The organism is Massilia sp. TSP1-1-2, from assembly GCF_049896185.1.
GTDB lineage: Bacteria > Pseudomonadota > Gammaproteobacteria > Burkholderiales > Burkholderiaceae_D > Telluria_A.
The window spans coordinates 43,186-67,157 of the sequence record NZ_JAFCTU010000014.1 but is presented as its reverse complement, the minus strand read 5'-3'; the positions used below and the strand labels follow the sequence as shown (position 1 = coordinate 67,157).

General features: G+C 62.6%; 20 protein-coding genes. 7 read left to right on the top strand and 13 right to left on the bottom strand.

Annotated features, from left to right (window positions below; genetic code table 11):
- Position 1 precedes the first annotated feature (1 nt).
- Positions 2–1,969 (top strand): class I SAM-dependent methyltransferase, encoded by a 1,968-nt coding sequence (locus ACP7BV_RS14150; protein ID WP_426104647.1) that lies wholly within the window; start codon positions 2–4, stop codon positions 1,967–1,969.
- A gap of 228 nt (positions 1,970–2,197) precedes the next feature.
- Here the strand turns inward: ACP7BV_RS14150 and ACP7BV_RS14145 are convergent, their stop codons facing one another.
- The 9 genes from ACP7BV_RS14145 to ACP7BV_RS14105 all read right to left on the bottom strand — a co-directional run bounded on the left by ACP7BV_RS14145 (position 2,198) and on the right by ACP7BV_RS14105 (position 10,922).
- On the bottom strand, positions 2,198–2,956 hold the full coding sequence (locus ACP7BV_RS14145) for a flagellar brake protein (RefSeq protein ID WP_426104646.1): 759 nt from the start codon (positions 2,954–2,956) through the stop codon (positions 2,198–2,200).
- Positions 2,957–2,970: 14 nt separating this feature from the next.
- Positions 2,971–3,306, bottom strand: coding sequence for an EscU/YscU/HrcU family type III secretion system export apparatus switch protein (locus tag ACP7BV_RS14140; RefSeq protein ID WP_426104645.1), 336 nt, complete (start codon positions 3,304–3,306; stop codon positions 2,971–2,973).
- Positions 3,299–4,468, bottom strand: a complete 1,170-nt coding sequence (locus tag ACP7BV_RS14135) for a flagellar hook-length control protein FliK (RefSeq protein WP_426104643.1) — start codon at positions 4,466–4,468, stop codon at positions 3,299–3,301. The genes ACP7BV_RS14140 and ACP7BV_RS14135 overlap by 8 nt, the downstream gene beginning before the upstream one ends.
- A 29-nt stretch (positions 4,469–4,497) precedes the next feature.
- Complete coding sequence (locus ACP7BV_RS14130; RefSeq protein WP_426104642.1) at positions 4,498–4,833, bottom strand: flagellar protein FliT; 336 nt, start codon at positions 4,831–4,833, stop codon at positions 4,498–4,500.
- Between the two features lie 4 nt (positions 4,834–4,837).
- Positions 4,838–5,317, bottom strand: a complete 480-nt coding sequence (fliS, locus tag ACP7BV_RS14125) for a flagellar export chaperone FliS (protein WP_426104641.1) — start codon at positions 5,315–5,317, stop codon at positions 4,838–4,840.
- Positions 5,318–5,342: 25 nt separating this feature from the next.
- Positions 5,343–7,334 (bottom strand): flagellar filament capping protein FliD, encoded by a 1,992-nt coding sequence (gene fliD / locus ACP7BV_RS14120; protein ID WP_426104640.1) that lies wholly within the window; start codon positions 7,332–7,334, stop codon positions 5,343–5,345.
- A 219-nt stretch (positions 7,335–7,553) separates the two neighbouring features.
- Complete coding sequence (locus ACP7BV_RS14115) at positions 7,554–8,498, bottom strand: flagellin (protein WP_426104639.1); 945 nt, start codon at positions 8,496–8,498, stop codon at positions 7,554–7,556.
- Between the two features lie 292 nt (positions 8,499–8,790).
- On the bottom strand, positions 8,791–9,717 hold the full coding sequence (locus ACP7BV_RS14110) for a flagellin (RefSeq protein ID WP_426104638.1): 927 nt from the start codon (positions 9,715–9,717) through the stop codon (positions 8,791–8,793).
- 260 nt (positions 9,718–9,977) lie between these two features.
- Complete coding sequence (locus ACP7BV_RS14105; RefSeq protein ID WP_426104636.1) at positions 9,978–10,922, bottom strand: flagellin; 945 nt, start codon at positions 10,920–10,922, stop codon at positions 9,978–9,980.
- A gap of 538 nt (positions 10,923–11,460) precedes the next feature.
- Here ACP7BV_RS14105 and ACP7BV_RS14100 point away from each other — a divergent pair.
- From ACP7BV_RS14100 to ACP7BV_RS14085, 4 genes are all read left to right on the top strand, one after another.
- Positions 11,461–13,023: a GH39 family glycosyl hydrolase gene (locus ACP7BV_RS14100; RefSeq protein WP_426104634.1), complete on the top strand. Its 1,563-nt coding sequence runs from the start codon at positions 11,461–11,463 to the stop codon at positions 13,021–13,023.
- Positions 13,024–13,042: 19 nt separating this feature from the next.
- Positions 13,043–14,422, top strand: a complete 1,380-nt coding sequence (locus ACP7BV_RS14095) for a PQQ-dependent sugar dehydrogenase (protein ID WP_426104633.1) — start codon at positions 13,043–13,045, stop codon at positions 14,420–14,422.
- A gap of 53 nt (positions 14,423–14,475) precedes the next feature.
- A complete protein-coding gene (locus ACP7BV_RS14090; protein WP_426104632.1) occupies positions 14,476–14,844 on the top strand; it encodes a DUF2946 domain-containing protein in 369 nt (122 codons plus the stop codon).
- Positions 14,845–14,982: 138 nt separating this feature from the next.
- Complete coding sequence (locus ACP7BV_RS14085) at positions 14,983–17,244, top strand: TonB-dependent receptor (protein WP_426104630.1); 2,262 nt, start codon at positions 14,983–14,985, stop codon at positions 17,242–17,244.
- A 447-nt stretch (positions 17,245–17,691) separates the two neighbouring features.
- Here the strand turns inward: ACP7BV_RS14085 and ACP7BV_RS14080 are convergent, their stop codons facing one another.
- The 4 genes from ACP7BV_RS14080 to ACP7BV_RS14065 all read right to left on the bottom strand — a co-directional run bounded on the left by ACP7BV_RS14080 (position 17,692) and on the right by ACP7BV_RS14065 (position 21,913).
- The gene (locus ACP7BV_RS14080; protein ID WP_426104628.1) at positions 17,692–19,260 is read right to left on the bottom strand and encodes a GGDEF domain-containing protein; all 1,569 of its coding nucleotides are present in this window, start codon (positions 19,258–19,260) and stop codon (positions 17,692–17,694) included.
- A gap of 88 nt (positions 19,261–19,348) precedes the next feature.
- Positions 19,349–19,996, bottom strand: coding sequence for a response regulator (locus ACP7BV_RS14075; protein WP_426104626.1), 648 nt, complete (start codon positions 19,994–19,996; stop codon positions 19,349–19,351).
- Positions 19,993–21,123: an ATP-binding protein gene (locus ACP7BV_RS14070; protein ID WP_426104624.1), complete on the bottom strand. Its 1,131-nt coding sequence runs from the start codon at positions 21,121–21,123 to the stop codon at positions 19,993–19,995. Before ACP7BV_RS14070 ends, ACP7BV_RS14075 begins: the two co-directional genes overlap by 4 nt.
- 193 nt (positions 21,124–21,316) lie before the next feature.
- Positions 21,317–21,913, bottom strand: a complete 597-nt coding sequence (locus tag ACP7BV_RS14065) for a hypothetical protein (protein WP_426104622.1) — start codon at positions 21,911–21,913, stop codon at positions 21,317–21,319.
- A gap of 87 nt (positions 21,914–22,000) precedes the next feature.
- Between ACP7BV_RS14065 and greB the strand changes: the two genes are divergently transcribed.
- On the top strand, positions 22,001–22,567 hold the full coding sequence (gene greB, locus ACP7BV_RS14060) for a transcription elongation factor GreB (protein ID WP_426104620.1): 567 nt from the start codon (positions 22,001–22,003) through the stop codon (positions 22,565–22,567).
- A 27-nt stretch (positions 22,568–22,594) separates the two neighbouring features.
- Positions 22,595–23,944 carry a DUF3422 family protein gene (locus ACP7BV_RS14055; protein ID WP_426104618.1) on the top strand — a complete coding sequence of 450 codons (1,350 nt, stop codon included), beginning with the start codon at positions 22,595–22,597 and terminating at the stop codon, positions 23,942–23,944.
- The last annotated feature ends 28 nt before the right edge of the window (positions 23,945–23,972 follow it).

The window sequence follows — 23,972 nt, the reverse complement described above, 5'->3', positions numbered from 1 at the left end:
GATGGCGTTTTCGGATGCTGAACAGATTGTCAGCCTTGTCGGCGCCGGCGCCGTATTGTGCGTTGGCGGCAATGACCCGACGCTGGGACAACAGTTGCGCCAGCGCGGCGCGCTGGTCGACAGCGTCAATGCGCTGGCCGAACTGGCCGCATGGGATGAAGCTACGTTTGCGCACTACGATTGCGTGGTAGTCGAGGCCAGCGCCATGCTGGAAGTGGGCACGCTGGCATCGAGCTTCGCCGAGCTGTACCGGATCGAGCCGCGCTGGGTAGTGATCCGCTTTTCCGAGCACCGCGACCTGATCCGCACGTCGCGGGAGGTGGGGCGCAGCGCGGACTGGGAAAACACGGCCATCCAGGCGGGCTTTCGGCGCGCGCCTCAGGCCGTATCGGGCCAGCGCTACTTCACACAATGCAATGACCCGCTGGTGCCGGCCATGCTCGAATTCGAGCGCATTCCGCCCGCCGCGCTGGCCGCCTATCCATTGCAACAATTGTTGGCCGAGCGCGACCTGCACATGGACATGTCGCGCGAAGCCGGCGCGCGCGCCGACGCCCACATGGTGCGCTACGCGCTTGCCGCCAGCCTGGTGCGCAGCGGCGACACTGTGCTCGACTGCGCTTGCGGCCTGGGCTACGGCAGCGCCATCCTGGCCGCACAGTCTGGCGGGGCGCGCTTTATCGGCGTCGATATCGATGCCGGCTCGGCGGCTTACGCCAGCGCCCACTTCGGCCAGCAGTACGGCATCGAGTACGTCACCGCCAGCGCGACCGACCTGTCGTGTCTGGCCGACGACAGCATCGACCTGGTGGTGAGCTTTGAAACCATTGAACACCTGGAAGACTACCAGGCATTCTTGAAGGAAGCGGTGCGCGTACTGCGCCCGGACGGTCGGATCGTTGCGAGCGTGCCCAACCAATGGGTCGACGAAACCGGCAATGACCCCAATCCGCATCACTTCCATGCGTTCGACTACCCCAAGTTCCGCGCCACGATGGGTCAGTACTTCCTGCTCGAGGAACGCTATGCGCAGACGGCGCCAGGCGGTTTTGTGCTGCAACAGGCAGCCCGCACGCTCTACAAACTGGCGCTGGACGCCCCGCCGACCGAGACGGAATGGTTGATTCTGATCGGATCGATCGACCCGCTGGCCAAGCGCTCGCTGCGCGCCTACACCGATCCGGAGTTTGCCGCGCTCAAGCACGTGCCGGGATGCTGGGTGGCGCAATTCGGCCTCCACTACGACAATCCGTGGCTGTACCGCACGATGGTGCACATGGGCGACCGGCTGCGCGAGCGCGCGGTGTTGACCGACCTGGCCGCGCGCGCGCTGGGCACGGTGCAGATGGACAGCGCCGACTTCGGTGCGGCGCTGACGGTGCTCGGCTACGCCCTGCTCGACGAACCTGCGTCGGAACATGTGGACGACTTACTACCGCTGATCGACGCCTACCTAGGCCAGGACATGCCCAATCCACATGCCAAGCGCTGGCAGATCTCGTCCGCCTTTCTGGCTGGGCGGCTGGCGCTGGGGCGCGACGCGCGCGCGTTGGCGCGTATGTACTTGACGGCAGTGGAACAGGCCGATTTCATGGAGTTTAGTCCCTTGCTGGCCACCAAGTCGATTGCCGCCGCGTGCCTGCTGGGGGCGATGGCGATGGCTGAAAATGACGATCTGGCGGCGGCCGCGCATTTTGCGAATGGCGTGCAGGCGTGCCGCAAGGCGCTCAAGGCTGACGATATCAATGCCATTGGCGACCCGGAGGCACCGTTTCCGTTCGGCTTTAGCGAGTTGGCCGAAGTGGCCGACATGGGCGCGCAGTGCGCAATGGCGCTCAAGCTGTTGCCGCTGGCAAGGCGCAGCCCGGGGCGTTTCTGGCAGCAGGTTGATACCAAACGCTTCGGGCTGGTGTCGTGGGCGCTCGCACTGGAAAAGGAAAACCGGCAATTGCGCGAGCGGCTGGGCTAGTGTCGTGAGTGAGAAATTCGTTGCTGATCAATGTTCCGAAATCGCCGAGAGACAAGAAACAAACGCCGAGCAAGGCCGAGGCCTTGCGAGCATTTTTGACGCAGTATCGCGTCGATTCTCGGGATCTTCATACAATGAACTTCCAACTCGGGACACCGGTCACGCAGGGCGCAAAAACGGGTGCAGCGCGCACTACGCTGGTTGTTTCGTTCGAAGAGCTTTGTGGTGTCAGCTCAAGCCGGCAATGCGCGCATTGCGCTCGCGTTCAAGTTTGGTAATGTAACGCTGCACCAGCGCCAGATTGCCGCGTGAAATGTCGATAAATTCGCAACCCAGCCGGCGGTTGGTTTTGTTGTTAAGCAGCGTCAGTTCCATCGAATTGCGGATCCGCAGCCCGGTCGTCACCATGCCGATGTCAGGCAGGTCGAGGCGGCAGTCGGGATACTTGTTGCCGATGGTGTCGCCCAGCATCAGCTTGTTGTCGAGAATCGCGATGCCGCCGCAACTGATGTCGGCCAGCGGCACGATGGCGCTGCCGCCGCCCAGTTCCGGCGGGATCGGGATGGTGGTGCGCACCGGGTTGCTGACCGGCGTGGCCATGCGGTAGTATTCGCGCCGCTGCAGGCGGATCAGCGTGGGCGGGATCTCCACCAGCAGCGCCGGCCCGCCCTGGTAGGTCGTGGCGCGCGCCGCTTCGGTGGAAAACAGGATGCGGATTTTGTCGAGCGTGGTTTCGAACGACAAGCGCTTGGCTTCCAGGATGCGGCGGTTTTGATCGGCCTCGATCGAGCAGTCGAAGTACATGCTGTTGGTGTCAGGATCGACGTCGAGGATGGAAGTGACGCACACGTCCGCTTCGCCGCGCACCAGCATGCGGATCAGCTGGTTTTTTTCGCCAATGGCGCGCAGCAGTGACACAATCTCGCGGCGCGAATCGACTTCATAGTCGTGCCAATTTTCCAGCAGTGAACCTTCTTGAGTGTGCATTGGCGCGGCCGTTGTTAGGTGTCGATGAATCGGGTTGCATCGGGCGGCGGCGTGCTTCTTGCCCCGTGCGCGGAGTCAATATGATATAGCCAGGCCAGCAGTTCCGCAATCGCGCGGTACAGACCGGGCGGGATCTGGCTGTCGAGGTCGACATTCATTAACAATGCCACAAGTTCCTTCGATTCGTGCACGAACACGCCCGCTTCGCCAGCCCGTGCAATGATCTGTTCGGCAATCAAGCCTTTACCCTTGGCGACGACCTTGGGCGCGGGCGCGCCGTCCGTGTAAGCAAGCGCCACCGCGGTTTGCTGCTTGCGCTTGAGCGTGACTTTATCGGCCGCGTCAGCCATCGCCATCCTCGCGCTTGTGGCCGATCGACAGTGACGACAGCGGCGTGCCGGCCGCCTCCATCGCCCCTGTCAGTTCGGCCGCGTGCGAGCGCAGCAGGCTGCCCACGGCGCTGCTGCCGGTCTGGATCTCGATCTGGAAGGTGTCGCCGGCCATCACCACGGTGGCGGCGATTTCGCCCAGCAATGGCAAGCGGAACGTCATGCCGCTGCGCCAGGTCGGCGCTTCCTCGCCACCGGCCCCGCGTCCGCCGTGCCCGTCTGTGGCGTCCTTGCGGATGTCCCATGCCATGTGCTGGCCCGGCAACAGCTGGCCTTGCCACGCGACGCGCGCCTGTTCCTGGCTGGTCAGTTGCAGGTTAATGAACTGGGCGGTGGTGGGATCGGTCACCGGCGAGGGCAGGCGGCCGGTCTGCGGCTCGCGCATCAGTTCGCTCAAGGGGCGCGTGCCTTCGGCCCATTCGGCCAGGTGCGATTCGTAGAACAGGCCGCTCTGGCCGATGGCGTCCTGCAGGCGCGCGGCCAGTTGCGCCGGGTCCGGCGCATGGTTGGCCATCAGCGGCTGGTGCCCGGCAAGCGCCAGTGCGGCGCCCGGTGCATTCTGGGCCGCCACGATCACGCTGCTGATGACCCGCCCCGCGTCGCTGAGCACCGGTGCCGGCGGGGCGCCCGCCAGCAATGCGGCGGCGGCGCCATCCTTGGCGGGAACGGCCGCTTGCAGCGGCGCGGCGCCGCCCGTGCCGCCGGCGCCGGCGGTGGCGGCGGCACCCTTGGCCGGCAGGGCATTGGCAGTGTCGGCCAGCAATTGCGCAGCTTGCGAGGCCGGCGAGGGCGGCGTGTACAGCGTGCCGGGCAGCGCCTGGCCGTTGCCATTGGTGATCTGGAAGGTGGGGCGGGGGTCTGCCGAGAGCAGCGTGAGCGGCACTTCGCTGCCGATCCTGGTGCCAGGCGGCAGCTGCATGCGCACCGGGTCGCCTGCGACGCGGACAATGTAATTGCCGTCGACCAGGCGCGAGAGCACTTGCGAGAGCATCGATTTGCCGACCATGCCGGACATGGTGCGCTGGAAGGCTTCCTGGCGCGGGTCGGCGACGCCGTCGGCGCGGCCGGCGCGGTCGACCTTGCCGACCGTGCCGGCCGGCGTCAGGTCGGTGCGCAGCTGCATGTTGGGTTAAATAAACTAAACCGCGCGCTTCAAGCCGTGCGGTGCGCCTCGTAGGCGCGCGACAACTTGCGTTCGGTGCCGGCGCTGTGCATCAGCGCGGCCAGTTCGGCCATCCAGGGTTCGGTCAGGCAACGGATTTCGCGATCCTGGGCCATGATCTGGTGAATGATGCGAATTTTTTTCGCGCGCAGTTCGCCCGTCAATGGCAGTGCCGGCTCGGCTTGCTTGAGCGTGGCCACGTGGCTGGTGCAGTGCGATTCGAGCGCGGCCAGGTTCTCCCAGTCGCGCGTTTGGGCCGCAGCCAGCATTTGCCCTGTCAGGCTCGACACTTCTTCGTAAATCGAAATAATTTGTTCGCTGTTCATGGGTTCAAGCGCTTACATAAGAGGTGGCACGTGGCGCCAGGCCATCGTAGACGGTCGCGCGCGGGGCTGGGGCTGGGGCCGGTGCGGGAGGCGCTACATTGCCGATCGCGTCCCACGCTGTTTTAAGGTCGGTCAACAGGGTCAGCGCTTCGTCGAGCAGGGCCTGGTCGTTGCGCAGGTTGGCCCGCATCAGGCACTGGATGATGTAAGCGTACAGGGCGTCGAGGTTGGTCGCGATTTCGCCGCCGGCTTTCTTGTCCAGGCTGGCGCGCATGCCTTCGTCGACGATCAGGACCGCCTTGGTGATGGCCTTGCCCTTGACTTCGAATTGGCCCGCCTTCATGGCGGTCCTGGCGTTGTTGATGGCGACAATGGCGCCTTCAAACAGCATGACGATCAGTTTGTGGGGGCTGGCGGCGACGACGCCGGTTTCCAGTCCAACCTTGGCGTAGGCATTGGCACCGCTGCGCGTTGATCCAAACATGGTATGTCCTTTCAATAAACTTTAATTACAGGCGTGCCAGCGAAGCGAGCTGCTGAGTCAAGTAGCTACTGGTGGCGTTCATCTTGCTAATGGTCGTATCGAGCGTCGTGTACTGCGTGCGATAGCGCTTCTCGACGTCGGCCAGGCGATCAACTATTTTCTGGCGGTTCGCCGCCAGTTCCTTGATCGAGGTATTGATGCCGTCGGTGCGCAAGGTAAGCGGGCCGGTGGTGTCGAGCAGTTTCTTTGCAAACGTCTCGAACTGGGCTGCATAGCCCTTCGAGTAGTTGACCGTGCCGCGCGCACCGGCGCCTTCAATCGTCAAGGCCAGTCCTTCGGCATCGCCCACGCCGCCGGTGAGCGTCTTGCCGCTGCCGGTGGCGGGCACGCCGCCGATGGTGCCGGCCACATCGCGGCCGGCGTTGCTGACGGGGGTCAGACCGAGCAGGCTGTCCGCGCCGGCGCCGGCGGCCAGGCTGACACCTGAGGCAGAGCCGAATCGGTTCGAGGTGATGGTGAGCTTGCCGGCGGTGTTGGTGACGGTGACGGCCGAGCTGTCAGCGGAAAACGTGGTGCTGCCGTTGATCTTGGACTGCACTTCGGTGGCCAGTGCGTCGGCGCTGGCGTAAGTACCTTCGCCCAGGGTAATGGTGGCCGTTTTGCCGTCCAGCGTCACGTCCATGGTCTTGTTGCCGCTGCCAATGACCAGGTTGGCCGTGGCGTTGCCGGCGACGTTACCCTTGGCCGCGAGCTGGCTGATGTTGACCGCGTAGTTGCCTTCCACGGTTTTGTCGCTGGCGCTCTTGAAGGCCACCAGCGAGTCGCTCGGTTTGCCCACTGCGGCGAACAGGCCGGCGATGCTGCTGAAATTGCTGTCGATGGTTTTTTTGAGCTTGGCGTCGTCCACCGCCATCACGCCCGCCTTGACGCTCACGCCAACGGCCGAGAGCACCGAAAAGGCCGAGTCGCCGGTGGCAATCGGGGCAGTGAGCATCGTGCGCAACTGGGTCGAGATGCTGCGCGCGGTGGCGTCGCCATTCAAGACCGCACCGGTCTTGGTCGCTTCGTTGTAGGCGGTCAAGTCCTTCAATGTTTTGGTGATCGCATTGTAGGCGTTGGAAAATTCATTGACCGACTTGACCACCGCATCGGTATCGCGCGCAATGGTCAGGCTGGCCGGGGTCCCGACATTGGTCTTGGTCAGCTTGAGGGTGACCCCTTCAATGACGTCGCCGGCATTGTTGGTGGGGGTGCTGATCGCCAGGCCATCGAGCTTGAATTCCGCATTTTGCGCGCTGACCGTTTCTTTCATGCCCTGCACCCCGGCCGGGTCATGGTTCATCAGCGTTTTGAGGGCGGCGTCGCCGGCGGCGTCGACACTGATCTTCATGCTGCTCGCCTTGCCGGTGCTCGTTTCGGTCAAGACCAGACGATTGGGCGAGGCACTGCCGTCGTTGACGATGGACGCGGTGACACCGATGCCAGCCTTGTTGATGGTGTCGCGGATGCCCGACAGGGAGTTGTTGGCGGGATCGATGACCACGCTCTTGAGGCCGCCGCCGGCCGAAGTAAAGGAAGCGCCGCTGTACTTGCCCGTGGTGGCGTCGAAGGTGCCGCCGGCGACGGTGCCGAAGTCGAAATTGATGGTGCCCGATCCGATCGCCGCGCTCGCACTTGCCTGGCCGGCGGTCGCCAGTTTTTGGGCTTGCGCCAGCTTGCTCACTTCAAGCGAGTAGGTCCCGGCCGTGGCCGAGGCGCCAGCGGTCACGCCGGCCACCGCAGGGTCGCTCATGACGCCGTTCATGGCCATGAACTTGCTCAGGTTGGACAATTTGGTAACGGCGCTCTGAAAGGTCGACAGCGCACTCTTGAGCGTGCCGAGCGCGGACAGCTTGGACTGAAAGGTCGTTACTTTTTTGTCGAGCAGTGCGAGAGGCTTCTGTTCGACGGCCATCAATTGCGTGACGATACTATCGACCGGCAGATTGGAGCCAAGACCAGCTGAGGAAAGTCCCACGATTGCCTCCTACGTAAAATTAGAATATACCTTGTTATCGGCAGCAAGCAACTTTACTTTAAAGGGGGATTTACCCGTCAATTCGGCGCGGAAGCGTCCGGTAGTGGTCCTTTTCGCCACCCTGGGCGGAGTGCGGCGAACAAAATGTGTTCCATAATGCGATACAGCCCGGCCGACGAATCGGTCCGGGCTGTATCATGTTGATGCCGAGGCTAAAGATTAACCGCGCAGCAGGGACAGCACGCCGTTTGGCAGCGAGTTCGCCTGGGCCAGCATGGCGGTGCCAGCTTGCTGCAGGATCTGGCCGCGGGTCAGGCTGGCCGTTTCCGAAGCGAAGTCAGTGTCCATGATGCGGCTGCGGGAAGCTGACTGCGATTCGATCGACACTTGCAAGTTGCTTACCACCGATTCGAAACGGTTTTGCGTGGCACCGTAGGTAGCGCGCTCCTTGTTCACCGTTTTCAGCGCTTCATCGATCTTGTTGACGATGTCGCCGGTTTGGGCGGCAGTGCCGGTCAGCGTCTTGCGTGCCACGGTGGCGCCGGCAGCAGCGCCTGCATCGGTTTCGTCGACGGTGGTGGTGCTCGCATCGTCGGTGACTGCGGCAATGGTGGTGCTGGTGGTGCCGCCGACAACGTTGACCAATTTTGCTTCAGATGCCATGTTCTTGGTTTTGACCGTGATGCTGTCGTTGGCCGAGGTTCCTGCGCCCACCTGGAAGGTGAAACCGGCTGAGGTAGCGCCAGCGCCGAGAATTTTTGTGCCGTTGAAATCGGTACCGCCAGCAATCCGCGTCACTTCACTGGCCAGTTCGCCAAATTCCTGATCAAGCGCCGACTTGTCATCGGCGCTGTTGGTGCTGTTCATCGACTGAACCGCCAGTTCGCGCATACGCTGCAGGTTTTCGCCGATCTTGCCGAGCGAGCCTTCGGCCGTCTGGGCCAGCGAGATGCCATCGTTTGCGTTGCGCATGGCAACGGTGTTGCCGCGAATTTGCGACGTCATACGGTCGGCAATGGCCAGGCCGGCTGCATCATCCTTGGCGCTGTTGATACGCATGCCCGACGAGAGGCGCTGCAGCGACGTGGTCAGCGAAGATTGCGAAGCGTTCAGATTGCGCTGAGCGTTCATCGATGCGGTGTTGGTGTTGATAAATGCAGCCATGATAATTCTCCAGAAGGTATTGCCGGGTCGGCGAAGGTGCCTTGTTCACCTTGGTCTGCCCCATTTTTCCGGGACAATCACACCGCAGTTATTATGGGTAACGGTGCGGTTTTCGATAACTTGAGCTTGGGAAACGAAAATGTGCAAAGCATGCGCATTGTGTTGCCGCGGTTCGCGTAAAAACTGCGCGAACCATCGCGGTAGCGCCGTCTCGACAATGACGGGGTAGCAAGTAAAACAGCCCGGCCGAAATCATTCGGACCGGGCTGCGTGGCTTGCGCTTGCTGGTAAATTAACCGCGCAGCAGTGACAGCACGCCGTTTGGCAGCGAGTTCGCCTGGGCCAGCATGGCGGTGCCGGCTTGCTGCAGGATCTGGCCGCGGGTCAGGCTGGCCGTCTCCGCAGCGAAGTCAGTATCCATGATGCGGCTGCGGGAAGCAGACTGCGATTCGATCGATATTTGCAGATTGCTCACCACCGATTCGAAGCGGTTTTGCGTAGCACCGTAGGTAGCGCGCTCCTTGTTCACGGTCTTTAACGCTTCGTCGATCTTGTTGACAACGTCTTTGGTTGCCGTTGCAGTCCCGGTAATGACCTGACGTCCATACACAGGGACTGCGGTAGCGTTGGTTTCATCGATGTTGGTCGTCGCTGCGTCGTCGACGTTGACTGTCAGCGAACCGCCCACGACCCGGACCATGTTTTGGTTGGCCGTCATGTCCTTGGTCTTGACCGTAATGCTGTCATTGGCCGAGGTTCCAGCGCCTACCTGGAAAGTGAAGCCTGCCGAGGTAGCGCCAGCGCCGAGAATTTTGGTGCCGTTAAAATCGGAGCCGCCGGCGATGCGCGTCACTTCACTGGCCAGTTCGCCAAATTCCTGGTCAAGCGCCGCTTTGTCGTCGGTGCTGTTGGTGCTGTTCATCGACTGGACCGCCAGTTCGCGCATACGCTGCAGGTTTTCGCCGATCTTGCCGAGCGAGCCTTCTGCCGTCTGGGCCAGCGAGATGCCATCGTTTGCGTTGCGCATGGCAACGGTGTTGCCGCGAATTTGCGAGGTCATGCGGTCGGCAATGGCCAGGCCGGCTGCATCATCCTTGGCGCTGTTGATGCGCATGCCCGACGACAGGCGTTGCAGCGACGTGGTCAGCGAGGATTGCGAAGCGTTCAGATTGCGCTGAGCGTTCATCGATGCGGTGTTGGTGTTGATAAATGCAGCCATGGTAATTCTCCAGAAGGTATTGCCGGGTAGGCGACTGTGCCTTGTTCACCTTGGTCTGCCCCATTTTTCCGGGACAATCACACCGCGGTTATTTTTGGTAACGGTGCAGTTTGCGATAACTTGAGTCTGGGAAATAAAAAAATCGTGAAAATATGCTCAAGCGACGTTTTATGTCATTTCGGCAATGATGGCTTGGCCAGAAAAACAGCCCGGCCGAAAGGATTCGGACCGGGCGGTCTGGTGATACGCTTGCTGGTAAATTAACCGCGCAGCAGGGACAGCACGCCGTTTGGCAGCGAGTTCGCCTGGGCCAGCATGGCGGTGCCGGCTTGCTGCAGGATCTGGCCGCGGGTCAGGCTGGCCGTTTCCGAAGCGAAGTCAGTGTCCATGATGCGGCTGCGGGAAGCTGACTGCGATTCGATCGACACTTGCAAGTTGCTTACCACTGATTCGAAACGGTTTTGCGTGGCACCGTAGGTAGCGCGCTCCTTGTTCACCGTTTTCAGCGCTTCATCGATCTTGTTGACGATGTCGCCGGTTTGGGCGGCAGTGCCGGTCAGCGTCTTGCGTGCCACGGTGGCGCCGGCAGCAGCGCCTGCATCGGTTTCGTCGACGGTGGTGGTGCTCGCATCGTCGGTGACTGCGGCAATGGTGGTGCCGGTGGTGCCGCCGACAACGTTGACCAATTTTGCTTCGGCAGCCATGTTCTTGGTTTTGACCGTGATGCTGTCGTTGGCCGAGGTTCCTGCGCCCACCTGGAAGGTGAAACCGGCTGAGGTAGCGCCAGCGCCGAGAATTTTTGTGCCGTTGAAATCGGTACCGCCAGCAATCCGCGTCACTTCACTGGCCAGTTCGCCAAATTCCTGGTCAAGCGCCGACTTGTCATCGGCGCTGTTGGTGCTGTTCATCGACTGGACCGCCAGTTCGCGCATACGCTGCAGGTTTTCGCCGATCTTGCCGAGCGAGCCTTCGGCCGTCTGGGCCAGCGAGATGCCATCGTTTGCGTTGCGCATGGCAACGGTGTTGCCGCGAATTTGCGACGTCATACGGTCGGCGATGGCCAAGCCGGCTGCATCGTCCTTGGCGCTGTTGATACGCATGCCCGACGACAGGCGCTGCAGCGACGTGGTCAGCGAAGATTGCGAAGCGTTCAGATTGCGCTGAGCGTTCATCGATGCGGTGTTGGTGTTGATAAATGCAGCCATGATAATTCTCCAGAAGGTAGTGCCGGGTAGGCGAAGGTGCCTGTTTTCACTTTGGTCTGCCCGGTTTCCGGGACACTCACACCGCAGTTATTTTTGGTAACGGTGCGGCGCAACAGAAGTTGATGGTCGGCAATGGAAATAAAGTGCGCATTGCGTGCTCACCGAAAGTGCAAAGCGCCCCGTTAAACGACCCGCACGGCGAATACTTGATAGCGAAAATAGTTTTATTTTCGCCCAGGAAGCATTGCAAGCCCACCACAAAAAAGCCCAACTTCCGGGCTTCACGGGCAATACATATGCGTTTTGATATGTTTCCCGACAAATTAGCGATTGGCTCAGCGCGCAAGATCGGCCTACCATTGCCAGTCACCCCGGCCTGCGAACCTACCCCCATGATGAAATTATTGACCGCGCTAAGCTTTGCCGCCTGCGCGCAGCTGACGATTGCCGCCGCCGCTCCCCTTGCGATGACGGCAGCGTCGCCCCATCACGTTCCAGCGTCAAGCTGACGGTCGATATCAACCATGTCAAAGGACCCATGACGCCCATCTGGGCCTGGTTCGGCTACGACGAACCGAACTACACCACGGCCCCCAACGGCAAAAAACTGCTGAGCGACATTGCCGTCCTGAGCCCCGTTCCCGTCTACGTGCGCGCCCACAACCTGATGACCTCCGGCGACGGCAGTTACGCGCTGAAATGGGGATCGACCGGCATGTACACGGAAGACAAGGACGGCAAGCCGGTCTACCACTGGAGCATCGTCGACCAGATCTTCGATACTTATGTCGAGCGCAACATGAAGCCGCTGGCGCAAATTGGTTTTATGCCGGAGGCCCTGTCGCAACATCCCCAGCCTTACCAGCATCATTGGAAGCCGGGCGTGCGCTACCAGGAAATCATGACGGGCTGGGCTACGCCGCCGAAGGACTACGACAAGTGGGCCGAACTGATCTATCAATGGGTGCGCCATTGCGTGGCGCGCTATGGCCAGCAGGAAGTGGAGAGCTGGTACTGGGAAGTGTGGAACGAGCCGGACGGCCATTACCTGATCGCACCCGACGTCAAGCGCGAGTACTTCAAGATGTATGACTACGCGGCCGATGCCGTCAAGCGCGCCTTGCCCAGCGCCCGCATCGGCGGCCCGCACACGGCGGGCGCGGGCCGCTTCATGGACGACTTCCTCAGGCACGTGCTGACGGAGCCGAACTACGCAACCGGCAGGACCGGCGCGCCGCTGGACTTTGTCGCCTTTCATGCCAAGGGCGCGCCCAAGGTTGTGGGCGGCGTGGTGCGCATGGGCATGGACGTGCACTTCCAGCGCCTTGACGACAGCTTCGCCCTGGTTGAAAAATACCCGCAACTAAAGGGCATGCCGGTGATCATCGGCGAGTCCGATCCGGAAGGCTGCGCCGCCTGCGGCATGGCCACCAAGCCCGAAAACGCCTACCGCAACGGCACTCTGTATGCCAGTTATACGGCAGCATCCATCGCGCGCGAATACGACCTGGCCGACAAGCGCGGCGTCAACCTGATTGGCGCCGTCAACTGGTCGTTCGAATTTGAAGACCAGCCGTGGTATGCCGGCTTTCGCGATCTGGCCACCAATGGCGTGAACAAGCCAGTGTTGAACGTGTTCCGCATGTTCGGCCTGATGGGCGAGGAGCGCGTGGCCGTCAGTGGCGACCTGGCCTACGACGCGGCCAGCATCAAGGCGGGCGGCGTGCGCGGCGCGCGCACCGACATCAACGCGCTGGCCACGCGCGGCAAGCGGCGCGTGGCGGTGATGGTATGGAACTATCATGACGACGACATCATCGACGCCGGCGCTCCCGTGGCGCTGCAGATTGCCGGCATTCCCGCCAGAGCGGTCAGCATGCGCCACTACCGCATCGACAGCGACAACAGCAATTCCTACACCGCCTGGAAACGCATGGGCTCGCCCGCCAGCCCCAGCCCGGCCCAAGTTCTCCAGTTGCAGCAGGCCAGCGAACTGGCCCAGTTAGGTACGCCAAAAAAACTGAAAGTGCGAAATGGCAGTACGATCATCACAATGCAGCTGCCGCGCCAGGCGGTTTCCCTGGTGATACTGACTTATTGACATGCAAACGACACACCCAATGAAAAAATTGCTGCTCGCCTTATCCATCGCTGCGGCCTGTGCAGCGCCGCTCGCGCACGCGGCAAGCGGCGCCGCGCTGTACCAGCAAAACTGCGCAGCCTGCCACGGCGCCCAGCGCGAAGGCGCCATCGGCCCCAACCTGGCTGACGCCACCTGGGTCAAGGTCAAGCCGAACAAGGCGGCGCTGGCCGGTTTCATCGCCGCCGGTTCGCTCACGGCCGGCATGCCCTCCTTTAAGGCAATACTGGCGCCGGCGGACTTGGCATCGATTGCCGATTATTTGCTCACGCCCGTCAGTGCCGCGCCAGCGGCGGCGGCGTCGTACCCGGAACTTGCCAACTTCACGTTGCCGCCTGGTTTCAGCATGACGGTCTTTGCCGACAAGGTGAACGCCGCGCGCAGCATGGCTGTTTCGCCTTCCGGCATTGTGTATGTGGGCTCTGGCGCTGCCGGCAAAGTTGTCGCGCTGGTCAGCAGCAAACGCGACAACGTGATCGACAAGGTCGTCACCGTCGCCGAAGGGCTCGATACACCGATTGGCGTGGCTTGGCTGAACGGTGCGCTGTACGTGGGGGAAGTGTCGCGCGTGATTCGCTTTGACAATATTGACAGCACCTATGATAAAAGCCCGAAGGTCAATGTGCTCAAGGTTTCGCTACCGAGTGACAAGTGGCACGGCGGAAAAGTCATCAAGGCCGGGCCTGACGGCAAGCTCTACATACCCGTCGGCGCGCCGTGCAATGTGTGCAACAAGGAAAACGAGCCATACTCGAAGATCCACCGGATGAATCCGGACGGATCAAGCCTGGAAGAATACGCGCGCGGCATCCGCAACACGGTCGGGTTCGCGTTCCACCCCACGACGGGGCAATTGTGGTTCACCGACAATGGGCGCGACATGCTGGGCGACAATCTGCCGTCCGACAAGCTGCACGTCGCGCCCAAGGCGGGCATGCATTTCGGCTTTCCGTATTGCGCAGGCGGCGTGGTGCCGGATCCCGAATTTGCGGCGGGGCGCAAGTGCGCGGAGTTTGAAGAGCCCGTCGCCAAGCTGGGGCCGCACGTGGCCGCGCTTGGCCTGGCATTCAACACGGGGAGCCAGTTTCCGGCGCAGTACAAGAACCAGCTGTTCGTGGCCGAACACGGCTCGTGGAACCGCGCGCAAAAGAGCGGCTACCGCGTGGCGCTGGTCACCTTGCATGAAAACAAGATGGTGAGCGACACCGTGTTCATCGATGGCTTCATCCAGAATGGTGAAGTGGTCGGCCGTCCCGTCGACATCGCTTTCCTGGCGGACGGTTCGATGCTGGTGTCGGATGATCACCGGGGCCGCATTTACCGGGTGACGTACAAGGCGCCGCCGGCGGCGAAGAAGTAGGCAAAGGGGGGGCGAAGGCAAGCGCGGGCACTGGTATAATTTGCCTTATGGTCATGAACACAATCACTCGACGCTTTGCCGCATGGATCGCCTGTTTCGCGATGCTGTTTGCGGCGCTGGCGCCGTCGGCGGCGCAAGCCATGGCCGCGTCGCGTGGTGATACCTGGACCGAGATCTGCAGCGCAGCGGGCGTCAAGATGGTCAAGGCAGACGGCGCCGATGCCCAGCAGGTATCGGTCCACCTGGAACACTGCCCGTTCTGCGCCACCCACGCACCAGCCATCGCCTTGCTGCCGGGCACTGCCTCAAGCATGCCGCTGCTGAAAGGGCGCGACACCCATCCCTCCCTGTTTTTCCAGTCGCCAAGCCCATTGGCCATCTGGACGCTCGCGCAATCGCGCGCTCCCCCAGTCCACGCCTGAGTACCGACGCTGATGCGCGCAAGCGCGTCGCGGCGCTAAAGCTGCGTCTGCCTTGTCGACCCTGTCGACCCTGTCGGCGGGCGATGCGCTGGCGCCGTCCTTCCGACATTCGTCTTGACCCAAGGCTGGAAAAAACACATGAACCATCACTACCCAAGCATGGGCGCAGCCCTGCTGGCGGCCTGCGCGCCTGTCGCGCTGGCGCAGCACATTGTCGGCGCACCGCACGTACCGGACACCGTCGTCATCAGCGGCGGACGGCCGACTTCGCTGCCGGCCCAGATTCCCACCACCATGGAAGGCATTAGCGCGCGCCGGATCGAAGCGACCATCAACGCCACCGACAGCGAAGACGCGCTCAAGTACCTGCCCAGCCTGCTGGTGCGCAAACGTTTTATCGGCGACTACAACCACGCCGTGCTGTCGACCCGCGCCTCGGGCAGCGGCAACAGCGCCCGTTCCATGGTCTACGCGGACGGCATCCTGCTGTCGAACTATTTGGGCAATGGCGCCGGTTTCACGCCGCGCTGGGGCTTGGTCACGCCCGAGGAAATTGAACGCGTCGATGTGCTGTACGGACCGTTTTCGGCCGCTTACGCGGGCAACTCGGTGGGCGCCGTGGTCGACTATGTCACGCGCTTGCCCACCCACCTGGAAATGCACGCCAAGCTGGGCTACGCAACCCAGAAATTCGATCTGTACGGCAGTGGCGAACGGGTGGCGGGCAAGCAGGCCAGTGCATCGATCGGCAACAAGAACGGCAAGCTGGCCTGGTGGATCAACGCCAACCGGCTCGACAGCAACGGCCAGCCGCTGTCGTTTGCCACCCGCACGCTGGCCGAGGGCGCCGCGCCCACGCCCGCAACGCCGGTCGTACGCGGCGCCATCGCCGGCAACAATCCAAAAGGGCAACCGTGGTGGCTGCTGGGCACTACCACCAGCTACCACACGGTGCAAGACCACGCCAAGCTCAAGCTCGTGTACGACCTGAGCCCGACTTTGCGTGCCAGCTACACCTTTGGCCTGTGGAAGAACGATGCCGACGGCGCCGTCCAGAGTTACCTGCGCGATGCGGCTGGTCAGCCAGTGTATGCCGGCAACGTGGTGATCGACGCCCGGCAGTACCGCCTGAACGCGCCGAGCGCCGCGTTCGCGCCCAGCGTGAACGTGATGGAGCACCGGATGCAAGGCGTCTCGCTCAAGACCACCACGCGCGGCCTGTTCGACTGGGAAGCGGCAGCGGGACTGTACGACTACCGCAAGGACGTGCTGCGCGCGCCAACGGCTTCGTTTCCCGGCGCAGCGGGGCGCATAACCGACCTGAACGGCACCGGATGGCGCACGCTGAACTTGCGCGGCGTGTGGCGCCCGGCGGGGCAGGTGATCGAATTCGGCTACCAGCAGGACGACTATCACTTGCGTTCGCTGGTGAGCGGCACGGACGACTGGGCGCTCGGCGCGGCGGGCGCGCGCCTGTCCGCGTCGAACGGGAATACCGCGTTGAAGAGCCTGTTCGCGCAGCAGACCTGGACCATCTCGGACTACTGGAAGACGACGCTGGGCGCACGCTACGAGCGCTGGCGCGCCTACGGCGGCGAACTGGGTAACGCCAGCGTGATTGTCCCGTTCGGCCAGGAGCGCCGCGAGCAGCACGTTTCACCGAAGGCGGCGCTGGCGTACCGGCTGGCGCCGCAGTGGACGCTCAAGGCCTCCGCCGGGCGCGCGCTGCGCATGCCCACCGTGGGCGAACTGTACCAGGGGGCGATCGTGGGCGACGCGATTGTCAATACCGATCCGGCCTTGCGGCCGGAGCGATCGTGGACGGGCGAACTGAGCGCCGAGCAAGCGACCGACAAAGGCACGCTGCGCGCCACGCTGTTTGTCGAGCGCACGCGCGATGCCTTGTACGCGCAGGCGCTGACGGCGAGCGTGTCGACCGTGCAAAATGTCGACGCGATCCATACCCGGGGGGTGGAGCTGGCGTGGCAGCGCGACGGTATATGGATTGCGGGGCTGGCGTTGAACGGCAGTCTGACGTGGACCGATTCGGTGATTGCGGCCAATGGCGGGTTTGCCGCCAGCGTGGGCAAGCGCCAGCCGCGCGTGCCGCAGTGGCGCGCCAGTGCCGTGGCCAGCTACCGGCAGGGCGAGCGCGTGTCGTACAGTGTGGCGGCGCGGTATAGCGGACGGCAATATGGGCAGCTTGATAACAGCGATACGAATGGGTTTGCGTTTCAAGGGTTCAGCAAGTTTTTCGTGGTCGATGCGCGGATCAGGGCGCGGCTGGACAAGCAGTGGAGTGCGGCGCTGGGGGTGGATAATCTGAATAACTATACGTATTGGGCGTTTCACCCGTATCCGAAGCGCACCTTTGTTGGGGAGTTGAAGTACGACTGGTAGCGTGAAACATCATCCTCGCGAACCAAAAAAATCGCGACTTTTGGGAACTCGAAAACCAAAGTCACGTCGTCCTCGCAAACGCGGGGACCTATAGAACGGATGCCAATAGTTCGATTCGAATCAATTCGTTACAGCAAGCAGCGCGATTCAAGGGAAACATGACTCGTCAGTTCTATGGGTCCCCGCGTTTCGCGAGGACGATGTAACTCTGCGGCACTGCTGCTCCTTCTGCTACGACCTCGTACGCGGGGACCCATAGAACGGATGCCAATACTTCTATTCAGCTCAATAGCTTACAGTGACCGGCTCGCCCCCGGGAAAACTGGACTCGTCGGTTCTATGGGTCCCCGCGTTTCGCGAGGACGATGTAGTGCTGCTGCACCATCACCCCTTCTGCAACAGCCTCGAACGCGGCGGTACGACGACTCGCGGCTTGATGCGGCGCGGCTACGGCGCCACCACCACCCGGTTCTTGCCCGACTTTTTCGCTTCATACATGGCCAGGTCGGCGCGCTTGACCAAAGCCGACTGCTCCTCGTTCGGCTGGCGCAGCGCCACGCCGGCCGAGAACGTGATCAACACCTTCTCATTCTCATGCAGGAAAAAATGCTTGGTCAGCTCCCGCTGCAGCCGCGTCATCGTCTGCGCCGCCGCCTCCACCGTGGTTTCTGGCAGCAAAATCAAGAATTCCTCGCCGCCGAAACGTGCAATCACATCCATCGAGCGCAGCGTTTCCTTGACGATCTTGACCAGGTGCTTGAGCGCGCTGTCGCCGGCCTGGTGGCCATAGGTGTCGTTCAGGCGCTTGAAGTCATCCAGGTCCAGCAGGGCAACGCACAAAGGCGTGCCGCGCCGGTCCGAGCGGGCCGTCTCGCGCTCGAACACGTCGTCCAGGCCGCGCCGGTTCAGGCTGCCCGTCAACTGGTCTTCACGCACCAGCTCGCTCATATGCTGCAGCTTTGCCTCCAGGGAGTGAATGCGCTGCTCGGCTTCCTGCACTTCCTGGCGCGCCAGGATCATGCGGTCGCGCGACTGCAGCGCCTCGGTCTGGATGGCGCGCGTTTCGCGCAGCACTTCGTCGAGAATCTTGTTCAGGTCCACAATATTGTCCGCGCGGCTGATCTGTTCAGAGAAACCGCCGATCTTTTCATGGAAGTCACCGGTCGAGGTCGCCACCGAACTCAAGCGGTCGATGAAGGTCATCATCATGTTCTTGACCGTGCCTTTGACATCCGACAGGCTGTGCTTGAGCTGGCCCTGCTTGTAAATGACTTCCTTCAGGCTGCGCGTGGTGTCTTCCAGCGTGCGCGCGTTGATCGGGCCGGCGATCAGGTTTTGCACGGCCTCGATCTGGCCGCGGATCCAGCTGTCGTCGTCGAGCAGTTTCCACACGTTTTCCAGCAACAGCTTGAACAGGCGCATCAGCAAATCCTGCTGTTCGGCCGCGTCGCCATTCTTGATCTCGATCTGGTAGCACAGCTGCTTGAGACGCACGGCAGTCTCGGCCAGCGCATCGTCGTTAGTGGCGGTCTTGACGGCAGCGCCAAGCGACTCGGCCTCGGCCACCAGCGCCGGCGAGCCGTCGAGCAGTGCGGCAACGGCAAACGAGAGCGTGCGCGCCAGCATGTCGCGAATGTGCTTACACTCGGGCGACTCGGCAGCGCCCACCAGTTCGATCGAGTTGGCTTTACGGAAGTGCTTGTCCACCAGTTGACCGAGCGCGCGCGAATAACTGTCCCAGTCGCGCGCCCGGGCGGCGCGCTGGAAGCGGCGGCCATATTCGTGCAGCTCGCCGGGGCTGTCGTGCAGCTTGGTGGCAAAGGCGGCCAGCATGTCGCCCACGGCCGGGTCAAGTTCGGCCGGCGGCTCGACAATGCCGGCAATCTCGTTGTAGACGATCGTGTAGTTGTGCGGCGTCGGCGCCAGGCGGCGCGTGGCAAGGCGGCGGAAGGCTTCGCGCGCGATCTCGGCGGGGTTCTCGGCCGGCGGGGGCGCTGGCGGTTTGATGGTAGACATGGTACGAGCCTTGGTCAGGATCGATTAGTGTATATCAGCAATGATATGCTTGCTGCATAATTTAGATCGCGGGCGAGGGCGCGCCGGTTCATTCGATCAGCTGGTTCTTGATCGCGTAGTGGGTCAGCTCCGCGCTATTTTTGAGTTTCATCTTGACCAGGAGACGGGCGCGGTATTCGCTGATGGTCTTGACCGACAGCGACAGTTCCTCGGCAATGGCGCTCACGGTCTTGCCGGAAGCGATCATCGTCAGCGTCTGGTATTCGCGGTCCGACAGCGTGTCGTGCAGCGCCGTTTCATGGTCGGCGCCAATTGCCTTGGCCAGTTCCTGGGCCAGTGCCGCGCTGACGTATTTCTGGCCCGTGGCAACCTGGCGGATGGCCGTCACCAGTTCCTTGGGGGCGCTCTGCTTGGTCAGGTAGCCGGAGGCGCCCGCCTTGAGCGAGCGGATCGCGTACTGGTCTTCGCGGTGCATCGAGAGCATCAGCACGGCGATTTCCGGGTTTTCTTTTTTCACTTGCTTGAGCACGTCGATGCCGCTGCGGTCGGGCATGGAAATGTCGAGCAGCATCACATGGCATTTGGATTTGCGAAACAGCTTGATGGCGTCCACGCCGTTTTCCGCTTCGCCGGCCAGGACGATGTCGGGCGACTCGGCCAGAATTTGCTTGAGGCCCTCGCGCACGATGGCGTGGTCGTCGGCGATGAAGACGCGGATGGTCGCTTTGTCAGTCATTGTTGCGTTTTGCTCGCAGTGTGATCATAGGGGGGATCCATTATCACCGGTCTTGGCGAAGTCAGCTTGACTTTGATGGTCACCACCGAGCCGCCGCCGGGGGCGGCACCAAGCGTCATCGTCCCGCCCAGCGCCCGGGCGCGCTCGTTCATGCCGCGCAGGCCGAACGAACCCGGCTTGATGCGGTCGGCCTGGCCGATGCCCACGCCATTGTCGGCGATCGTGAGCGAGACCTGGTGGCGCATGCGCTGCAGGCGCACCACTACCTGGCTCGCTTTGGCGTGCTTGGCGATATTGGTCAGCGCTTCCTGGAAAATTCGAAACAGCGCGGTAGCGTGGTCGAGCGAGAGGTCAATTTCCTTTTCGCTGGAGCTGAACGCGCACGAGATGCCGTTCTGCTTTTCGAATTCGCGGCTTTGCCACTCGAGCGCGGCGACCAGGCCAAAGTCGAGCATCGACGGGCGCAGGTCGAGCGAGATGCGGTGCACCGCCTCGATGCTGCGGTCCACCAGCGCGTCGACATATTCGGCGCGCTCGATCAACTGCGGGTCGGCGGGCAGGCGCTGGGTCAGCATCATCAGCGCCATTTTGATGGCGGTCAGGTTGCCGCCCAGGTCATCGTGGATTTCGCGGGCGATGCGGGTGCGTTCCTGTTCCTTCACCTGTTCGATGTGTGCGGTCAGTTCGGCCAGGCGGGCGCGCGAGCGCGTCACTTCGAGCTGCTCGAGCTTGCTGGAGGTGATGTTGGTCATGATGCCTTCCCAGTGCACGCTGCCGGGCGGTTGCGGCAGGATGCGCGGGGTCGAGCGCAGGTTGATCCACTTCTGGTCCTGGTATTCGTCGATCCAGATGCGTCCTTCCCAGTTCCAGCCGGACAGCGCCGTGGCCGAAGCGTGCATGGCGTCGAGATAGCCGCGGCGATCGTCAGGCACGATCAGTTCCAGAAAGCGCCCGGGCGCGGCCTGCAATGCCGACGCGGGCAGGCCCAGCAGGGCCGCGCAGCCTTCGCTCAGGTAGGGAAACTCGACATTGCCGTCGGCATGCAGGATGAACTGATACACCAGTCCCGGCGTATTGCTGACGAAGGCCTGCATCAGGTCGGCGATATTGGGAGGCGCGGGATTCATCGTGGAATCATACGGGAAAAACGCGCGAGCCGGGAGCGCATCCACGTCGCCATCAAGCGCGGCGCTGTCGCGGGAAAATCGCGGGAAAATTGCGCAAGCGGGCCACACGTAGGGCGCAAAAGCGCAGCGCATTGCGCCAATGCATGCGTCAACGCGACGCTGAACAGGGCGCACTGCGCTGCGCTTTTGCGCCCTACGGGCCGCGTTTGGTGCGCCACATCGCCATCAGGCGCCGCAGCACGCGCGACGGGTGGCTGCGGTGCCGCCCACGCTTCATTTTCAAGCGGATGCGCGCCATCAGCTCGCGGCACAGGCGGCGCATCCGGGCCAGCGCCATGCTGGTGCGCCGAAACGCAATGGTGTCCTTTAAACGCCCGATCCAGCGGTCCTTGAGGACAATGAACGCGTCGTGCCAGCGCGCGAACCACGCCAGCGTGAGCAGCTTGGGACGGGTCAGCACATACAGCCGCGCCACCGCGGCGGCGCCGCCCAGCTTGGCGACGATGATCGCGCACACGCCGCCCACCGCATGGCCGCTGGCAATGGCCACCAGCGCCAGTATCTTGATCGGAAACAGCAGCAGCGCCGGCAGTGCAAACAGACATAGCGCTGGATAGGGACGCAGCGCGCGGATCCGCTCTTCGAGCGAGGCGACCGGCGGCCAGGCGGCAATTAAGCGAAACAGGCGCGTGCCCATGTCCCAGAACCACTCCTCAATCAACAGCACCAGCGCCGCCAGGTAAATCAGCGGCGCGAAGATCAGCTTGCGCAGGCGGTAGGGTCGTTTCATTCTAAAAACATGATACGTGAAAACATCAATATGGGGCATTTCGGTATCACCCGGACAGGATGCCCGTGCGTCGTTACAATAAGGCGCATGAACAAAGCATTTGTCAAAGAAGCGGACGGCGACGAAGACGAGGAAGCGCTCGCGCTGGCGCAAGCCATTCCCGCCGGCGCGAAAAACTACATCACGCCGGCCGGCTACCAGCGCATCAAGGACGAGCTGCTGCACCTGATCGACGTGGAGCGCCCCGAGATCGTCAAGGTCGTGCACTGGGCCGCGTCCAACGGCGACCGCTCCGAAAACGGCGACTACATTTACGGCAAGCGGCGCCTGCGCCAGATCGACGGGCGCATCCGCTTCCTGACCAAGCGCATGGATGCGGCCGCCGTGGTTGATCCGACTGTGCACCATGGCACGGACCAGATTTTCTTCGGCGCGACCGTCACCTACCGCAATGCGGTGGGCGACGAGCATGCCGTGACCATCGTCGGCATCGACGAGCTCGATCCGCTCAAGGGCAAGATCAGCTGGGTGTCGCCGGTGGCGCGCGCGCTGACCAAAGCCAGGGAAGGCGACCTGGTCACGCTGCAAACGCCGCTCGGGCCCGAAGAGCTCGAAGTGCTCAGCGTGACGTACCCGGCGCCCCCCGAAGAATAAGAATTCCCATAGCTAGCGAGTCGCCCGATGTCCATTGCCCACAGCAGCCTGAATCACCATTTGCGCATTCCCCTGGCCGCGGAGGTGCATTCGCGCCCTTCGCTGCGCCTGATGGGCCCTGAAACGCTGACCCATCTGGCCGTCTACAGCCGCGAGGACCGGGGCGTGGACGCGGACCACGGCACTTTTCAGCACGAGCTGCTCGCTGCCCTGTGCCAGTATTTTGGCGTGGCCAGCCCGCATCGCGACGCCAAGTATTTTTTCCACGATTTTGGCCCGTTCCGGCTGCAGTGGGAGTCGCACACCGAGTTTGCCACCTATACCTTTGCCGAGCAGCGCGAGCGCGCCGCCGCCATCGAGCACTTGTTCGACCAGGTGGCGCTGCGCCATGTGCCCGAAAAATGGCTGCACTCGCTCGACGGCACCTTGATGGCGGCCACCCATGTGGTCATGCAGCACATGAGCGCCACGCTGACCGAGATGCGCCAGCAGTTCGGCGGCAACTTGCTGGTGGGCAGCGAGAGCCAGAATTTCGCCAAGGTGTGGACCGATTTTGCAATCGCGCCGGACGGCTTTGGGCGCGTGGTGGTGCAGGACACGGGCATGCAGTACCAGCAGGCGGGGCGGCTGGTGCAGCGGGTGCTGGAAGTGGAAACCTATCGCATGATGGCGCTGCTTGGCCTGCCGCGCGCGCAGCAGGCCGCGCCCGTCTTGAACGGCATTGAAACCGAGCTGGCGCGCCTGTCGCTGGACATGTCGGACCGGGTGGACGCGCCCAACGCTGCGCACGGCGAGGATGACGAGAGCCACCTGCTGCAAAAGATCACGGCGCTGGCGGCGCGCATGGAAAAGTTGGCGATGGAAAACAGCTATCGCTTCGCCGCCTCCAAAGCGTATTACCGGCTGGTGCAGGCGCGCATCGACGAGCTGCGCGAGACGCGCATTCCCGGGGTGCCGACGATCCGCGAATTCATGGACCGGCGCCTGGCCCCGGCGATGAACACCTGCGAGTCGATGGTGCGGCGCCAGGAGGCGCTGGCCGAGCGCATCGGGCGCACCAACGACTTGCTGCGCACGCGCGTGGGCATCGTGCAGGAGCAGCAAAACCGGCGCATCCTGGAGTCGCTCAATACCCGCGCCGCCCAGCAGCTGCGCTTGCAGCAGGCGGTCGAGGGCTTGTCGGTGGTGGCCATTTCGTATTATTCGATTGGCCTGGTCAGCTACGCGGGCAAGGCGCTCAAGGCGGCCGGCGTGCCGGTCAATCCGGATGTGGTTACCGGCATCATGATTCCGGTGCTGGTGATGGCCGTCTGGCTGGGGCTGCGGCGCATGCACCACAAGGTGAGCAGCCACGCGGTTGAATCCAAACGCGCTTAGCTTGCGAATAACTGGTCATGGGGGCAAT

Excerpts from the sequence above, each read along its gene's own strand:
- ACP7BV_RS14135 (WP_426104643.1), bottom strand. The coding sequence starts at position 4,468 with ATGCAGCTGCGCACCGACCTGACGCCGGCCGGCACGGTCGGCAAGGTC.
- ACP7BV_RS14085 (WP_426104630.1), top strand. The coding sequence starts at position 14,983 with ATGAACCATCACTACCCAAGCATGGGCGCAGCCCTGCTGGCGGCCTGC.
- ACP7BV_RS14075 (WP_426104626.1), bottom strand. The coding sequence starts at position 19,996 with ATGACTGACAAAGCGACCATCCGCGTCTTCATCGCCGACGACCACGCC.
- ACP7BV_RS14145 (WP_426104646.1), bottom strand. The coding sequence starts at position 2,956 with ATGCACACTCAAGAAGGTTCACTGCTGGAAAATTGGCACGACTATGAA.
- ACP7BV_RS14070 (WP_426104624.1), bottom strand. The coding sequence starts at position 21,123 with ATGAATCCCGCGCCTCCCAATATCGCCGACCTGATGCAGGCCTTCGTC.
- ACP7BV_RS14105 (WP_426104636.1), bottom strand. The coding sequence starts at position 10,922 with ATGGCTGCATTTATCAACACCAACACCGCATCGATGAACGCTCAGCGC.
- ACP7BV_RS14065 (WP_426104622.1), bottom strand. The coding sequence starts at position 21,913 with ATGAAACGACCCTACCGCCTGCGCAAGCTGATCTTCGCGCCGCTGATT.
- greB (WP_426104620.1), top strand. The coding sequence starts at position 22,001 with ATGAACAAAGCATTTGTCAAAGAAGCGGACGGCGACGAAGACGAGGAA.
- ACP7BV_RS14080 (WP_426104628.1), bottom strand. The coding sequence starts at position 19,260 with ATGTCTACCATCAAACCGCCAGCGCCCCCGCCGGCCGAGAACCCCGCC.
- ACP7BV_RS14140 (WP_426104645.1), bottom strand. The coding sequence starts at position 3,306 with ATGGCTGACGCGGCCGATAAAGTCACGCTCAAGCGCAAGCAGCAAACC.
- ACP7BV_RS14055 (WP_426104618.1), top strand. The coding sequence starts at position 22,595 with ATGTCCATTGCCCACAGCAGCCTGAATCACCATTTGCGCATTCCCCTG.
- fliS (WP_426104641.1), bottom strand. The coding sequence starts at position 5,317 with ATGTTTGGATCAACGCGCAGCGGTGCCAATGCCTACGCCAAGGTTGGA.
- ACP7BV_RS14130 (WP_426104642.1), bottom strand. The coding sequence starts at position 4,833 with ATGAACAGCGAACAAATTATTTCGATTTACGAAGAAGTGTCGAGCCTG.
- ACP7BV_RS14110 (WP_426104638.1), bottom strand. The coding sequence starts at position 9,717 with ATGGCTGCATTTATCAACACCAACACCGCATCGATGAACGCTCAGCGC.
- ACP7BV_RS14090 (WP_426104632.1), top strand. The coding sequence starts at position 14,476 with ATGAACACAATCACTCGACGCTTTGCCGCATGGATCGCCTGTTTCGCG.
- ACP7BV_RS14100 (WP_426104634.1), top strand. The coding sequence starts at position 11,461 with ATGACGCCCATCTGGGCCTGGTTCGGCTACGACGAACCGAACTACACC.
- ACP7BV_RS14115 (WP_426104639.1), bottom strand. The coding sequence starts at position 8,498 with ATGGCTGCATTTATCAACACCAACACCGCATCGATGAACGCTCAGCGC.
- ACP7BV_RS14150 (WP_426104647.1), top strand. The coding sequence starts at position 2 with ATGGCGTTTTCGGATGCTGAACAGATTGTCAGCCTTGTCGGCGCCGGC.
- ACP7BV_RS14095 (WP_426104633.1), top strand. The coding sequence starts at position 13,043 with ATGAAAAAATTGCTGCTCGCCTTATCCATCGCTGCGGCCTGTGCAGCG.